Raw genomic sequence first — 14,988 nt, 5'->3', positions numbered from 1 at the left:
AGCTGTTGGGTCTGGTGGGGTCGTTGATGTGTATAACAGACCGCCATGGGGCAGGGCGCCGCGGCGGCCCTGGCCGGCTCGCACGAGGCACGCGTACGGCAGCAGCGCCGCCCGCAGGACGAACGTCCGCAGGACGGACACCCGCGGGACGGCGAGGACCGGGAGGCGCCGGCGGAGGGTTCCGGCGGCGGCTGGAACGCGGTGCCCGCGCCCGGCGCGACCGGCCAGTGGTCGATCCCGTTCGCGGCGGCCGACAGCCCCGACGACTCCGGCGAGTACCTGGCCGCCGCGGCGGCCGGGGGAGTCCCCGAACCGCCTCCGGTCCGCGAACCGCGGGAGGCGGACGACCGGGAGCCGGCAAAGGCGCCCGGCGCGGGGGCGGCAGAGGCGACGGAGCCGGTGGAGCCGGGCGTGGACCCGGTGGAGCCGGGCGCGGAAGGCGCTCCGGAGGCCGGGGTGGAGCCGGACACGCCGGACGCAGGGGGGCCGGACGCCGGTGAACCGCCCGCCGACCCGTCCGCACCGCGCGCCGCCGAGGTCGACAGCGAGCACCCGCACGTCTCGTACGTCCTGCGCGTCAACGGGACCGAGCGGCCGGTGGCCGACGCCTGGATCGGCGAGTCCCTGCTCTACGTGCTGCGCGAGCGCCTCGGCCTGGCCGGCGCCAAGGACGGCTGTTCGCAGGGGGAGTGCGGGGCCTGCTCCGTCCAGGTCGACGGACGCCTCGTCGCCTCCTGTCTGGTGCCCGCCGCGACCACCGCCGGATCCGAGATCCGCACCGTCGAGGGGCTGGCCCGGAACGGCACGCCCTGCGACGTGCAGCGGGCGCTGGCCGCGTGCGGCGCCGTGCAGTGCGGCTTCTGCGTGCCCGGCATGGCGATGACCCTGCACGACCTGCTCGAAGGCAACCACGACCCGACGGAGCTGGAGACCCGCCAGGCCGTCAGCGGCAACCTCTGCCGCTGCTCCGGCTACCGGGGCGTGCTCGACGCCGTCCGTACGGTCGTGGCCGCGGGGGCGGGCGCGGGCGCCCCGCCCCGCGCGCCCCCCCCCCCCCCCCCCCCCCCCCCCCCCCCCCCCCCCCCGCGGCCGCCGCGCTCGCCGAGGCCCGGGACCGGGAAGCCGGGATCGGGGAGGCCGAAGCCGGAGGCCGCCGCGCCGGCGACGGCGGCGACGGCGGCGAACGGGGCGAAGGCCCCCGCATCCACATCCCGCACCAGGCCGGACCGGCCTCGGGCCGCACCCACCACGACCCGCCGCAGGACGGAGGCGCGCAGTGAGCAGTGACGCGGTGACCGCCACCCCGGCCGGAGGAGTGCCCCTCACCGGTACGGCCGCTGGGGACGAGGCCGAGCGGACGCGGCACGGACTCGGTGCCTCGCTCCAGCCCGCCGACGCGCTCGCCAAGGTCCAGGGGACCTTCCCCTACGCCGCCGACCTGTGGGCCGAGGGGCTGCTGTGGGCCGCGGTGCTGCGCTCCCCGCACCCGCGCGCCCGCATCCTGTCCATCGACACCGCGCCGGCCGCCGAGATGCCCGGGGTGCGGTCCGTCATCACCCACGAGGACGTGCCGGGCGACGCCACCCACGGCCGGCGGGTGGCCGACCGGCCCGCCTTCGCCCGCGACACGGTGCGCCACCACGGCGAGCCCATCGCCGCCGTCGCGGCCGACCACCCCGACACCGCGCGGCTGGCCGCCGCCGCCATCGCGGTCGAGTACGAGGTCCTGGAACCGGTCACCGATCCGGAGAAGGCCTTCGAGGCCGAGCCGATCCACCCCGACGGCAACCTGATCCGGCACATCCCCCTGCGCTACGGCGACGAGTCCGTCACCGGGGAGGTGGTCGTCGAGGGCCTGTACCGCATCGGCCGCCAGGACCCCGCCCCCATCGGCGCCGAGGCCGCCCTCGCCGTGCCGCGCACCGACGGCGGAGTGGAGATCTACACCGCCTCCACCGACCCGCACACCGACCGCGACCGGGCCGCAGCCTGCTTCGGGCTCCGCCCCGAGCAGGTCAAGGTGGTCGTCACCGGTGTCCCCGGAGCCACGGCCGACCGCGAGGATCTGAGTGTGCAGCTCCCGCTCGGCCTGCTGGCGATGCGGACGGGCTGTCCGGTCAAGCTCGCGGCCAGCCGCGAGGAGTCCTTCCTCGGCCACGCCCACCGCCACCCCACCCTGCTGCGCTACCGCCACCACGCCGACTCCGAGGGCCGGCTGCTCAAGGTCGAGGCGCAGATACTGCTGGACGCCGGCGCCTACGCCGACGACTCCGCCGACGCGCTGGCCGCCGCCGTCTCCTTCGCGGCCGGCCCGTACGTGGTGCCGCACGCAGCGATCGACGGCTGGGCCGTGCGCACCAACAACCCTCCGTCGGGCCATGTGCGCGGCGAGGGCGCGATGCAGGTGTGCGCCGCGTACGAGGGCCAGATGGACAAGCTCGCCGCCAGGCTGGGCATGGACCCGGTCGAGCTGCGGATGCGCAACGTCATGGCCACCGGCGATCTGCTGCCCACCGGGCAGACCGTCACCTGCCCCGCGCCCGTGGCCGAACTGCTGCACGCGGTGCGTCAGGCGCCCCTGCCGCCGCTGCCCGCCGACGGCGAGGACGGCGCCCCGGGCCCGGAGGAGTGGCTGCTGCCCGGCGGCCCCGAGGGCGCCGGCGACCCGGGCGCGGTACGCCGCGGGATCGGCTTCGCGCTGGGTATGGTCCACATGCTGGGGGCGGAGGGCGCCGACGAGGTCTCCACGGCCACCGTGAAGGTCGACGGCCCCGTCGCCACGGTGATGTGCGCGGCCGTGGAGACGGGCCAGGGCTTCTCCACCCTCGCCCGGCAGATCGTCCAGGAGGTCCTCGGCGTCGAGGAGGTGCACGTCGTCACCGTCGACACCGACCAGCCCCCGGCCGGACCGGGCGCGCGCGGGCGTCACACCTGGGTCTCGGGCGGCGCGGTGGAACGGGCCGCCAAGATGGTCCGCACCCAGCTCCTCCAGCCGCTGGCCGCGAAGTTCGGGATGTCCACCGAGCTGCTGACCGTCGCGGACGGGAAGATCACCTCCTACGACGGAGTGCTCAGCACCACCGTCGCCGAGGTGCTGGAGGGCAAGGAGCTGTGGGCCACCGCCCAGTGCCGCCCCCACCCCACCGAGCCGCTGGACGACACCGGCCAGGGCGACGCCTTCGTCAGTCTGGCCTTCGCCGCCGTCCGGGCCGTGGTGGACGTGGACGTGGAACTGGGCACGGTCCGGGTGGTGGAGATGGCCGTGGCCCAGGACGTGGGCCGGGTCCTCAACCCCCAGCAGCTGCGCGCCCGGATCGAGGCGGGCGTCACCCAGGGCGTCGGCGCGGCCCTCACCGAGCATCTGCGGGTCTCGCGCGGTGTGGTGCGCCACCCCGATCTGACGGCCTATCCGCTGCCGACCGCGCTGGACGCCCCGGACATCCGGATCGTGAAACTGGTCGAGGAGCGGGACGTGGTCGCGCCCTTCGGGGCGAAGTCGGTCAGCGCGGTGCCGGTGGTGGTCTCCCCGGCGGCGGTGGCGGCGGCGGTGCGCGCGGCGACCGGCCGCCCGGTCAACCGGCTGCCGATCCGCCCGCAGGCCGCGGTGGCCGGCCCCTGACCTCCCGCAGGCCCCTGTCCTGCCCTGTTCTGTCCGCCCGTACGGAGCCCCCGCCCTGGTCCCCCCCCCCCCGCCCCCCCCCCGTCCGGGGGGGGGGGGTCCGGGGGGGGGGGGGCGGGGGGGGGGGGGGGGCCCCCCCGGGCGGGGGAGGCCTGGGTGAGGCTGGCGCCGGTGTGCGCGTCGCGGCGCACCGGCTCGGGGCCGTACCAGTCCAGGCACATCACGGTCGCGTCGTCCTTCAGTTCGCCTCTGTTGGCGTCCAGGACGGCCATGGTCAGGATCTGGGTCGCCTCGCGGGGATGGAGCCCCTGGGTGTCCTTGAGCAGCGCGGGCAGGTCGACGAGCCGGGAGCGGCGGTCCAGCATCCCGTCGGTGAGGATGACCAGCCGGTCGCCCGGCCACAGCTCCATCTCCTGCACCTCGTACGGGCGCCGCGTCTGGACCCCGAAGGGCAGGTTCACCCGCAGCCCGACCTCCTCCACCCGGCCGTCCCGCAGCCGCAGGGGCCAGGGGTGGCCCGCGTTGACGAGCGTGACCCGGCCGTCGCGCAGGCCCACCCGCAGCAGCAGCCCCGTCGCCATGGCGCCGCCGCTGTGGTCGAGCATGGCCTGGTGGGCCCGCCGCGCCTGCTCGGTCAGGCCGCAGCCCGCGCGGCGCGCGCCCCGCAGGGCGCCGACCAGCAGGGTGGCGAGCATGGCGGCGTTCACCTCGTGGCCCATGGCGTCGGTGACGGACAGGTGCAGGGTGTCGCGGTCCAGGGCGTAGTCGAAGGTGTCGCCGCCGACGTTGCCCGCCGGCTCCAGCGCCCCGGCCACCGCGAACTGCGCGGCCTCGCACGACAGGGAGGAGGGCAGCAGATTGTGCTGGATCTCGGCGGCCAGGCTGAGCGGGGCGGTCCGCTGCCCCCACTGGTAGAGGTCGGTGAAGCGCTGGTTGGCGATGACGATGTAGGCCAGCGTGTGCGCGGCCCGGCTGATCTCCCGCAGCGTTCTGCGGTCCGGGTCCGCCGGAACACGCACCTCCAGCACGCCGATGGAGTCCCCGCGATTGGTGACCGGGGCGATCACCCGCTGCCCGCCGTCCCCGTCGACGGAGTCCGCCAGCCGTAGCCGCTGGGTGCGGATCACATCGCCGTAGACGGTCCCGAACAGCGGAACGCTCTCCATGCTCTCGCCCGTCCCCACCTCGCCCGCCGTGCTCATCCGCACCACCGACTGCCGTGCCAGGTCGGTGATGAGGAACGACACCGAGGTCGCGCCGAAGCGCCGCTTGAGCTCCCGGGCCACCACGTCGACGGACTCCACCGGCGACGCGGCCTCCGCCGCCGCCAGGATCCCCGTATGGGTGCCCCGTTCGGTGTCGTACTCGACCGTCATCGTCAACTCCCCTCGCCGGAACGCACTCGTTCCGGGCCGTCGTGGGCGCGCTCCGGACCTCCACCCCGGATTCCGCACCCGTCAAGGTCCGCTTCCGTGTCTTCTGAGGTCCGTATGCCCCGGCTTTCGGTTTCAGTGCGCGCGGCGGTCGCGGGGCGGGCCGCGTGCGCGCCGCCCGAGCGGCCGGACCGCCCGGGAAGGTGCTTCCTCCGACCGGTGGAGGACTCCTGCCGAGGACCTGGGTCCGGAAGACGAGCCGGTCACGGCCTTGCGACAGGTGCCAGTGCCGGTGACGGGCCTTACTCTGAGCACATGACCGCACTCGACGACGAGCTCGACGGCCCCTCGGGCGGGGACCTCGGCACAGTGGCCCCCATCGCACCCGTCCTCACCCCGGTGCCCGCGCCCGAGGCGGACGGCGGAGTGCTGGGCCGCACCTACCGGGCGCTGACCCTGGGCATCGTCTCCGTCGTCCTCCTCATCGCCTTCGAGGCGACCGCCGTCGGCACGGCCATGCCCGTCGCGGCCGACCGGCTCGACGGGGTGTCGCTGTACGCCTTCGCCTTCTCCGCGTTCTTCACCACCAGCCTGCTGGGCATGGTCGCCGCCGGCCAGTGGTGCGACCGCGGCGGGCCGCCGGCCCCGCTGGCCGCCGGGATCGGGGCCTTCGCCACCGGGCTGCTGCTGTCGGGCACGGCGGCGCAGATGTGGGTCTTCGTCCTCGGCCGCGCGGTGCAGGGCATCGGCGGCGGGCTGGTGATCGTCGCGCTGTACGTCACCGTCAGCCGTGCCTACCCCGAGCGGCTGCGGCCCACGGTGATGGCCGCCTTCGCGGCCTCCTGGGTGGTCCCGGCCGTCGTCGGGCCGCTGATCGCCGGCACGGTCACCGAGCAGCTCGGCTGGCGATGGGTGTTCCTGGGCATTCCCGCCCTGGTCGTCCTGCCCATCGCGGCCATGCTGCCGCCCCTGCGGCGGGCCGCCTCGGGGCCGCCGCCCGGAGGGGCGAGGCCGCCGGACAGGCGGCTGATGCGGCTGGCGGTGGCGGTGTCGCTGGGGGCCGGACTGCTCCAGTACGCCGGCCAGGACCCGCGCTGGGTCTCCCTGGTCCCCGCCGCGGCCGGCGCGGCCCTGATGGTCCCGGCCGCACTCGGACTGCTGCCGCGCGGTACGTTCCGTGCCGCGCGCGGACTGCCGACGGTGGTGCTGATGCGCGGCATCGCGGCGGGGGCGTTCATCGTCGCGGAGAGCTTCGTGCCGCTGATGCTGGTGAGCCAGCGCGGGCTGTCGGTGACGATGGCCGGCCTCTCCCTCGCGGCGGGCGGCGCGACCTGGGCGCTGGGCTCCTTCCTCCAGTCCCGGCCGTTCGCCGAGCCGCACCGGGAACGGCTGGTGCGGTACGGCATGGTGCTGGTGACGGCGGGGATCGCGGCCACACCGCTGGTGCTGCTGGAGTCCGTGCCGGTGTGGACGGCGGCGGTCGCGCAGGCGGTGGGCTGCTTCGGGATGGGCATGGTGATCTCGTCCACGAGCGTGCTGCTGCTGAAGCTGTCCAGGCCGGACGAGGCGGGTGCCAACTCCGCCGCCCTCCAGCTGAGCGACGGACTGTCCAACATCGTGCTGCTCGCCGCCTGCGGCGCGCTCTTCGCGGGCCTGGGCGGCGGCGCGGTGTCGGTGGCGCACGGCGCGGGGGAGGCGGCGGGCGCCGCCTCGGCCTCCCACCCGGCGGCGTTCGTGGCGGTCTACCTCCCGGCGGCCGCGGTCGCCCTGGCGGGTGCCCTGGTGGCGGGGCGGCTGCGGCCGGGGAAATAACTGGTACCGCAGTGGGGTCATTAGTGGTACCGTTCTGGTATGGCTATGAACCTGCGTATGCCCGATGAGCTCCAGGAGGCGCTCAAGCAGCGTGCCGAGGAGGAGGGGAGAAGCATGCACGCCATAGCGATCCAGGCCATCGAGCGCTATCTGGTCGAAGAGGCGGACCGGGCGACAGTCCGCAGGCTGGGAGCCAAGTACGCGGCCAAGCACGCGGACCTGCTGCGGAGGCTGGGGGAGTAAGTGAAGTACCTGTCGGTCCGGTTCGCACTGGACCTGGCCGGGCTTGCCTGCGGGGGGCAGGAGATCGCGGTCCGCGATCTGGGGCTGCTCGACTCCGCTCTGCTTCGCCCTCAATCGCAGATGTTCGGCATCGAGGCGTATCCCGGTCTCTTCGAGAAGGCGGCCGCGCTGCTGCACTCACTGGTCTCGAACCATCCGCTGGTGGACGGCAACAAGCGCCTGGCATGGATGTGCACCGCGGTCTTCCTCGACATGAACGGGGTGGACATGGCGGACATCGACCAGGACCGCGCGTACGACCTCGTGGTCGACATCGCCGCGGGCAAGCTGGAGGACGTGTCGCTCATCGCGGATTTCCTGCGGGCGCTGCGCGGCGATCCGTGAAGTGGACCGCACCCCGGTCCGCCGTCCGGGATGTCACCCGGATGGCGGACCGGGCGCCCCGGTAGTCTGACGCGGTTGCCGATCGCCGACCCAGTTCAGCGGAGACCGTGACTACCACGACCACGTCCCATCACCTCTCGCCCGCGTTCCCCGGCCGCGCCCCCTGGGGCACGGCGGGCAAGCTGCGCGCCTGGCAGCAGGCCGCGATGGACTCGTACATCGAGAAGCAGCCGCGCGACTTCCTCGCCGTCGCGACCCCGGGCGCCGGAAAGACGACCTTCGCCCTCACCCTGGCCTCCTGGCTGCTGCACCACCACGTCGTCCAGCAGGTGACGGTCGTCGCGCCGACCGAGCACCTGAAGAAGCAGTGGGCCGAGGCGGCGGCGAGGGTGGGCATCAGACTGGACCCCGAGTACAGCGCGGGCCCGCTGGGCCGGGAGTACCACGGGGTGGCGGTGACCTACGCCGGCGTCGGGGTGCGCCCGATGCTCCACCGCAACCGCTGCGAGCAGCGCAAGACGCTGGTCATCCTGGACGAGATCCACCACGCCGGTGACACCCGCTCCTGGGGCGAGGCGTGCTTCGAGGCCTTCGAGCCGGCCACCCGCCGCCTGGCCCTGACCGGTACGCCCTTCCGCTCGGACACCAACCCCATCCCGTTCGTCGCCTACGCCGAGGACGGCGAGGGGATCCGCCGCTCGGTGGCCGACTACACCTACGGCTACGGCAAGGCGCTGGACGACGGCGTCGTGCGTCCGGTGATCTTCCTGTCCTACAGCGGCAACATGCGCTGGCGCAGCAAGGCGGGCGACGAGCTGGAGGCCAGGCTCGGCGAGCCGATGACCAAGGACGCGATCTCCCAGGCGTGGCGCACCGCGCTCGACCCGCGCGGCGACTGGATGCCCAGCGTGCTGCGCGCGGCCGACACCCGGCTGTCGGAGGTCCGTAAGGCGATCCCGGACGCGGGCGGACTGGTGATCGCCGCCGACCAGGACTCGGCGCGCGCCTACGCCAGGCTGATCCGCGAGATCACCGGCAGCGCCGCGACCGTCGTGCTCTCCGACGACGCCGGCGCGTCCGGGCGGATCGAGGAGTTCAGCCGGAGCGACGACCGCTGGATGGTGGCGGTGCGCATGGTGTCCGAGGGCGTGGACGTCCCCCGCCTGGCGGTCGGGGTCTACGCCACGACCATCTCCACGCCGCTGTTCTTCGCCCAGGCCGTCGGCCGCTTCGTGCGCTCCCGGCGGCGCGGTGAGACCGCCTCGGTCTTCCTGCCGACCATCCCCATGCTGCTGGGCTTCGCGCACGAGATGGAGGTCGAGCGCGACCACGTCCTGGACAGGCCCAAGAGGGGCGGGGAGGACGCCGACCCGTACGCGGAGGAGGCCGACCTCCTCAAGGAGGCCGAGCGGCAGCAGGACGAGGACACCGGCGAGCAGGACCAGCTGCCCTTCGAGGCGCTGGAGTCGGACGCGGTCTTCGACCGGGTGATGTACGACGGCGCCGAGTTCGGGATGCAGGCCCACCCCGGCAGTGAGGAGGAGCAGGACTACCTGGGCATCCCCGGGCTGCTGGAGCCGGACCAGGTGCAACTGCTGCTCCAGAGGCGGCAGGCGCGGCAGATCGCGCACAGCCGCCGCAGGCCGGACGCCGAGGCCGACCTGCTGGAGACGCCCGCCGAGAAACGCCCGGTGGTCACGCACAAGGAGATGCTGGAGATGCGCCGGCAGCTCAACTCGCTGGTCGGTGCGTACTCCCACCAGAGCGGCAAGCCGCACGGGGTGGTCCACACCGAGCTGCGCCGGGTCTGCGGCGGCCCGCCCACCGCCGAGGCGACGGCCGGGCAGCTTCGGCAGCGGATCGCCAAGGTGCGCGAATGGGCCACCCGCATGCGGTGACGCCGGCCGAGCACGGAAGAGGACGCGCGGGGGCGCGGACGCCATCGTGTCCGCGCCCCCGCGCGTCCCGTACCGCCCGGTAGGCGCCATGAGCGCCGATGTGTGCATCTGTGCGCTGTGCGGGTGGATGTGGGAGCCTGTCCACGCCCGGGCCGCACCGCTGTGACCTGCTGCTGTACGCAATGCGGATAAACCAGGCCAGTCGCGCCCGGATTCTGGACAGAGTCTTCCGGACGGCGGACGGGGTCGCTAGGTTCGCGTCACGCACACGCCCCGTGGCAGCGTCGCCTCGGAGCGCAGCCGGTGCGGCCCGCCAAGCGACCGGCGGCTCGCCGGGAACAGCACACGCGCCGCCGACGGGACCGGCAGCGCACCTCCCGGAGCGAAGTCGTCGGCACACAACCGAGGAGGGGGCGTCGTGACCGCGGAGACATCTCAGACGCTCGACCGGGGACTGCGCGTCCTCAAGCTGCTCGCCGACACCGACCACGGCCTGACCGTCACCGAGCTCTCCAGCAGGCTCGGGGTCAACCGGACGGTCGTCTACCGACTGCTCGCCACGCTGGAACAGCACTCCCTGGTACGCCGTGACCTGGGCGGCCGGGCCCGTGTCGGGCTCGGGGTGCTGAGGCTGGGCCGGCAGGTCCACCCGCTGGTGCGCGAGGCGGCCCTGCCGGCGCTGCGGGCGCTGGCCGAGGACGTGGGCGCCACCGCGCACCTGACACTGGTCGACGGCAACGAGGCTCTGGCCGTCGCGGTCGTCGAGCCGACCTGGACCGACTACCACGTCGCCTACCGCACCGGCTTCCGCCATCCGCTCGACAAGGGCGCGGCGGGGCGCGCGATCATGGCCGGGCGCCGCCCGGACCCGGAACTGGAGGAGGGCTGCGTCCTCACCCACGGTGAGCTGGAGGCCGGTGCCTGCGGCGCCGCCGCCCCGCTGCTGGGCGTGAACGGTATCGAGGGCAGCGTCGGCGTGGTGATGCTGTCGGACTCGGTGCCGCAGAAGGTGGGGCCCCGTGTGGTGCAGGCGGCTCAGGAGGTCGCCGACTTCCTCCGCTAGCGGCGCGGCCCCGCCCGGCTCCGCCCGGCTCCGCGCGCGGAGCGGCGGTGAACTAGATTCGCACCCATGCCGGCACTGTCCTCCCGTGTGTCCTCCCGTATCCGGGTCCTCGCGATCTGCGGGACGCTCGTCGCGGCGCTGCTCGCGGTCGCCGCGCTCGCCCCGCTGCCGTTCTCGGTCGCCCAGCCCGGGGTCACCGCGGACGTCCTGGGCGAGTACCGGGGCCGGCAGGTCATCACCGTCGACGGGGCCGGCGACCCAGGCGGCGACGGTCTTGGGGCGGGCGGGCCGGAGGGCCGACTGCTGGCGACCACCATCGCGGCGACGGCGCCGGACACGACCGTGCGGCTGGTCGACGTGGTGGACGCCTGGTTCGACACCGACCGCGCGGTGATGCCGCGCGACTCGGTCTACCCGGTAGGCGACGACGCCGGGGAGATCGAGGAGCACACCACCGCCCAGATGGAGGAGTCGCAGACGGAGGCGGTGGCGGCCGCGCTCCGCCGGCTGGGTATGTCCGAGGACGAGGTGGAGGTCGAACTGCGGCTCGCGGACGTCGGCGGCCCCAGCGCCGGGCTGGTGTTCGCCCTCGGCGTCGTCGGCGAGATCGACGGCGGCGACCTCACCGGCGGCCGTACGATCGCCGGCACCGGCACCATCACCGCACGCGGCGAGGTCGGGCCGGTCGGCGGCGTCCCGCTCAAGACCCAGGCGGCGGCGCGCGACGGCGCCACCGTCTTCCTGGTCCCCGAGGCGGAGTGCGACGACGCGCGGACCGGACTTCCCGAGGGCATGCGCCTGGTACCCGTCACCACCCTGGAGGGCGCGCTGAAGGCGCTGAGGACCCTGCGGGACGGCGGACGCGTACCGAGCTGCTGAACCGGGGGCCCGCGGAGAGGCCCCCCGCACCCCGCGGGGTGCGGACGGAGACGGGCCGCGGCCCCGCCGTCAGGTGGGGGGGGCCGCGGGGGGCGTGCGGGTGCCGTGTCCGGCACGGGGGCGGGGCTCAGAGGTTGCCGCGCCGCTCCTGCTCGCGCTCGATGGCCTCGAACAGGGCCTTGAAGTTCCCCTTGCCGAAGCCCATGGAGCCGTGGCGCTCGATCATCTCGAAGAACACCGTCGGGCGGTCCTGCACCGGCTTGGTGAAGATCTGCAGCAGGTAGCCGTCCTCGTCACGGTCGGCGAGGATCTTCAGCTCGCGCAGTTCCTCGATCGGCACCCGGGTCTCGCCGACCCACTCGCCCAGGGTGTCGTAGTAGGAGTCGGGGGTCTCCAGGAACCGCACGCCGGCGGCGCGCATGGCCCGCACCGTGGCGACGATGTCGTTGGTGGCGAGCGCGATGTGCTGCACCCCGGGGCCGCCGTAGAACTCCAGGTACTCGTCGATCTGGGACTTCTTCCTGGCGATCGCGGGCTCGTTGAGCGGGAACTTCACCTTGCGCCTGCCGTCGGCCACGACCTTGGACATCAGCGCGGAGTACTCGGTGGCGATGTCGTCGCCCACGAACTCCTTCATGTTGGTGAAGCCCATGACCTTGTTGTAGAAGGTCACCCACTCGTCCATCTTCCCCAGCTCGACGTTGCCGACACAGTGGTCGACGGCCTGGAAGAAGCGGGGGCCGGGTTCGACGATGGGCTCCGCCGCGGTGAAGCCGGGCAGGTAGGGGCCGTCGTAGCCGGAGCGCTCCACCAGGGTGTGGCGGGTCTCGCCGTAGGTGGCGATGGCGGCCAGCACGACGGTGCCGTGCTCGTCCTTGACCTCGTAGGGCTCCTCCAGGCCGGTGGCGCCGTGCTCGACGGCGTAGGCGTACGCGGCCCGCGCGTCCGGCACCTCGATGGCCAGGTCCACCACGCCGTCGCCGTGTGTGGCGACATGCTCGGCGAGGAACCGGCCGCGCTCGGTGGCCGGCTTGATGACTGACGTGAGGACGAAGCGGGCGGAGCCCGACTCCAGGACGTAGGAGGCGGTCTCGCGGCTGCCGTTCTCGGGGCCGGAGTAGGCCACGAGCTTCATGCCGAAGGCCGTGGAGTAGTAGTGCGCGGCCTGCTTGGCGTTGCCCACGGCGAAGACGACCGCGTCCATCCCCTTCACCGGGAAGGGATCGGCCTGCCGGGCGGTGCTGGGGGTGTTGTGCATGGTCTCAGTCATGGCCGCAGGCTCCCGCTGTTCCACAAGATGCGCAATAGTTCATGTGAAGCCTGATCAATATGTACAGTGATTCTGCTGCCTGTCCGGGCGATCTGTACAGGATGACCACCGGGAGGTCTTCATGGGCATCGACGAGCTGGACGGCCGGCTGCTGGAACTCCTCGCCGCCGAACCGCGCATCGGCGTGCTGGAGGCGTCCCGTCGGCTGGGGGTGGCCCGGGGCACCGTACAGGCGCGGCTGGACCGGCTGCGGGCCGGCGGGGTGATCCGCGGCTTCGGCCCCGACGTCGATCCCGCGGCCATCGGCTACCCGGTCACCGCCTTCGCCACACTGGAGATCCGGCAGGGGCAGGGCCGCGACGTACGGGCACACCTGGCGACCGTCCCGGAGGTGCTGGAGCTGCACACCATCACCGGCCGCGGCGACATGCTCTGCCGTCTGGTGGCCCGCTCCAACGCCGATCTCCAGCGGGTGATCGACAAGGTGGTGGGGTTCGAGGGCATCGTGCGGGCCTCCACGGCCATCGTCATGGAGAACCCGGTGCCGCTGCGGATCGTCCCGCTGGTGCGCCAGGCGGCCGGAGACGCCGGCCGGCCCGCGTCCTGACGCCCGCCTCACGGCTCCGGTCCCCGCGGGGAGGGCGCGGCCGTACGGCGCGGCGCGGGGTCCCGGTGTCGCTGGATGGTGGCGGGGTCGCCGATGGCCGGGGCGAGGAGCGTCCCGTCTCTGGTAGATGTGGAGCCAGCGCTCCCCGGTCTCGCCGCCGGACGGGGAGCGGCACACGCCACAGCGACGGCCGAGCAGATACGGGACCGGACACATGAGCGCCCCTCCGTCAGCATCCGCCAACGGCAGCCCGGGCCCGGGCTACTACCCCGATCCGTCCATTCCGGGATACATCCGCTACTGGAACGGCACTGCGTGGGTGCCGGGGACGAGCCGTCCCGAGCCCCGCGAGGGCGAACCGGTGCCCGCGGCGCCCCCCGGTGTGGTGGTGCATGCCCCGCCCGCCGCCCCCGCGGCCGGCCCCCCGGCGCCGGCCGCGGGCTCCGCGCCCGGTGGGTCCCCGCAGGAGGAGACGGGCCCGGTCTTCCTGGACGAGGAGGAGACCACCGGCGCCGGGGAGCCGGCCGCGGGGGCGGCGCCCGCTCCGGGCGACTCCCTGCCCCAACTGCGCGGACGCGGCGAGGTGGAGATCCGTCCGCAGGACCGGGAGGCCGCCCGGGGCGGTCCCTCCCGGTCCTGCGGCGCCCGGCCCGAGCCCGCGTCCGTCTGGCAGGCCGACGCCGCCCGGCAGACGGGCTTCGACGGGGAGCGGGACGGCCGCGTCTCCTGGGGCACGGGCGGCACGGGCAGTACGGACGGCGCGGACGGCGGTGCCGGAGAGGGGCGGGCCCCGGCCGCCCCGGCGCTGGGCGCGGGCCGTGTTCCGCGGGCACTGGGGCCCGTCCCGGACCCGCGCGGAGGGAGCACACAGCCGCGCGACGACGGCACCGTGCGGATGCGGCCCGTACGTCCCGAGGGCGCCGCTCCGGCCGCGGGCGGACAGCCCGTCGGGCCCGAGGACACCGTGGGGCTGCGTCGTACGGAGGCGCCCGCGGTGGGCGCTCCCGGCGCGGTCCTCCCCGCGCCCGCCGCTCCGGCGGGCCCCGCCGCGCCCGCCGGCCCGGCGTCCGGACAGCCTTCCTGGACACGGCAGGTGCACGAACTGGCCCAGCGCGCCCCCGGGTCCGCACCGCACGCCCCGGTACCGCACGCGTCCGCACCCGTCCTGCCGCAGCAGCAGTCGCCGGCCGGCCGGGCGGGCGGCCCGGAGCAGGTCGTGCCCTGGCGGCCCCCGGCCGACGACCCCTTCCTGAGGGCCGCCCGGCGGCAGGCCCGCCCGGCCGGGCTCGGACGCCGGCTGGGCGCCCGCGTGGTGGACGGCGTCCTCACCGCGGCGGTGGCCGCGGCGGTGGCCTTCCCGTTCGCCGGCCCCAGCGCCGAGCACTTCCGCGAGCAGGTGGCGGCGGCCCAACAGGCAGGCGAGACACGGCAGATCTGGCTGGTCGACGGCACCACCGGCGTCTACCTGGCGATCGTGCTCGGCGCTCTGCTGCTGTTCGGACTCCTCTACGAGGTGCTGCCCACCGCCCGCTGGGGCCGCACGCTCGGCAAGAAGCTGTTCGGCGTCCAGGTGCTCGACATCGAGGAGCAGGACACCCCCTCCTTCGGCGCCGCGCTGCGCCGCTGGCTGGTGTACGGCCTGCTGGCGCCACTGGGCGTCGGCGTGGTCAACGTCCTGTGGTGCCTGTTCGACCGGCCGTGGCGGCAGTGCTGGCACGACAAGGCGGCGCGCACCTTCGTGGCGCGCGGCACCGAGGAGCCCGGCCCGGTCTGATCCGGACGAGGACGAGCCCGGGCCGGGTCAGCGGCGCGCGGAGGTCTCCGCCAGGCGCCGGCCGTC

At 74.5% G+C, this 14,988-nt stretch carries 11 protein-coding genes and 1 pseudogene; 10 read left to right on the top strand and 2 right to left on the bottom strand.

Annotation, left to right across the window (positions count from 1 at the left end):
* The first annotated feature begins 45 nt into the window (after positions 1 to 45).
* Entirely contained in the window at positions 46 to 1,287 is a 1,242-nt protein-coding gene (locus AC2CJA_RS14340) for a (2Fe-2S)-binding protein (protein WP_484603082.1), read from the top strand.
* Complete coding sequence (locus AC2CJA_RS14335) at positions 1,277 to 3,619, top strand: xanthine dehydrogenase family protein molybdopterin-binding subunit (protein WP_484603081.1); 2,343 nt, start codon at positions 1,277 to 1,279, stop codon at positions 3,617 to 3,619. The genes AC2CJA_RS14340 and AC2CJA_RS14335 overlap by 11 nt, the downstream gene beginning before the upstream one ends.
* Before the next feature lie 137 nt (positions 3,620 to 3,756).
* Here the strand turns inward: AC2CJA_RS14335 and AC2CJA_RS14330 are convergent.
* Positions 3,757 to 4,995, bottom strand: a pseudogene (locus tag AC2CJA_RS14330) (PP2C family protein-serine/threonine phosphatase); the annotation flags it as partial.
* A 312-nt stretch (positions 4,996 to 5,307) separates the two neighbouring features.
* Here AC2CJA_RS14330 and AC2CJA_RS14325 point away from each other — a divergent pair.
* The 6 genes from AC2CJA_RS14325 to AC2CJA_RS14300 all read left to right on the top strand — a co-directional run bounded on the left by AC2CJA_RS14325 (position 5,308) and on the right by AC2CJA_RS14300 (position 11,271).
* Complete coding sequence (locus tag AC2CJA_RS14325; protein ID WP_484603080.1) at positions 5,308 to 6,804, top strand: MFS transporter; 1,497 nt, start codon at positions 5,308 to 5,310, stop codon at positions 6,802 to 6,804.
* Positions 6,805 to 6,849: 45 nt separating this feature from the next.
* Positions 6,850 to 7,047: an Arc family DNA-binding protein gene (locus tag AC2CJA_RS14320; RefSeq protein ID WP_484603083.1), complete on the top strand. Its 198-nt coding sequence runs from the start codon at positions 6,850 to 6,852 to the stop codon at positions 7,045 to 7,047.
* Complete coding sequence (locus AC2CJA_RS14315) at positions 7,048 to 7,431, top strand: type II toxin-antitoxin system death-on-curing family toxin (protein WP_484603079.1); 384 nt, start codon at positions 7,048 to 7,050, stop codon at positions 7,429 to 7,431.
* Positions 7,432 to 7,538: 107 nt separating this feature from the next.
* Positions 7,539 to 9,329: a DEAD/DEAH box helicase gene (locus tag AC2CJA_RS14310; RefSeq protein WP_484603078.1), complete on the top strand. Its 1,791-nt coding sequence runs from the start codon at positions 7,539 to 7,541 to the stop codon at positions 9,327 to 9,329.
* Positions 9,330 to 9,747: 418 nt separating this feature from the next.
* On the top strand, positions 9,748 to 10,392 hold the full coding sequence (locus AC2CJA_RS14305; protein WP_484603077.1) for an IclR family transcriptional regulator: 645 nt from the start codon (positions 9,748 to 9,750) through the stop codon (positions 10,390 to 10,392).
* Between the two features lie 66 nt (positions 10,393 to 10,458).
* Positions 10,459 to 11,271, top strand: coding sequence for a S16 family serine protease (locus AC2CJA_RS14300; RefSeq protein ID WP_484603076.1), 813 nt, complete (start codon positions 10,459 to 10,461; stop codon positions 11,269 to 11,271).
* A gap of 127 nt (positions 11,272 to 11,398) precedes the next feature.
* Here the strand turns inward: AC2CJA_RS14300 and hppD are convergent, their stop codons facing one another.
* Positions 11,399 to 12,541, bottom strand: a complete 1,143-nt coding sequence (hppD, locus tag AC2CJA_RS14295) for a 4-hydroxyphenylpyruvate dioxygenase (RefSeq protein WP_484603075.1) — start codon at positions 12,539 to 12,541, stop codon at positions 11,399 to 11,401.
* Positions 12,542 to 12,662: 121 nt separating this feature from the next.
* Between hppD and AC2CJA_RS14290 the strand changes: the two genes are divergently transcribed.
* Both AC2CJA_RS14290 and AC2CJA_RS14285 read left to right on the top strand, forming a co-directional pair.
* Complete coding sequence (locus AC2CJA_RS14290; RefSeq protein WP_484603074.1) at positions 12,663 to 13,148, top strand: Lrp/AsnC family transcriptional regulator; 486 nt, start codon at positions 12,663 to 12,665, stop codon at positions 13,146 to 13,148.
* A 214-nt stretch (positions 13,149 to 13,362) separates the two neighbouring features.
* A complete protein-coding gene (locus AC2CJA_RS14285; protein WP_484603073.1) occupies positions 13,363 to 14,922 on the top strand; it encodes an RDD family protein in 1,560 nt (519 codons plus the stop codon).
* Positions 14,923 to 14,988: the final 66 nt, after the last annotated feature.

It is taken from the genome of Streptomyces sp. ATLC9, from assembly GCF_057196705.1.
The sequence above is the reverse complement of the archived record's forward strand: the minus strand, read 5'-3'. Positions and strand labels throughout refer to the sequence as shown.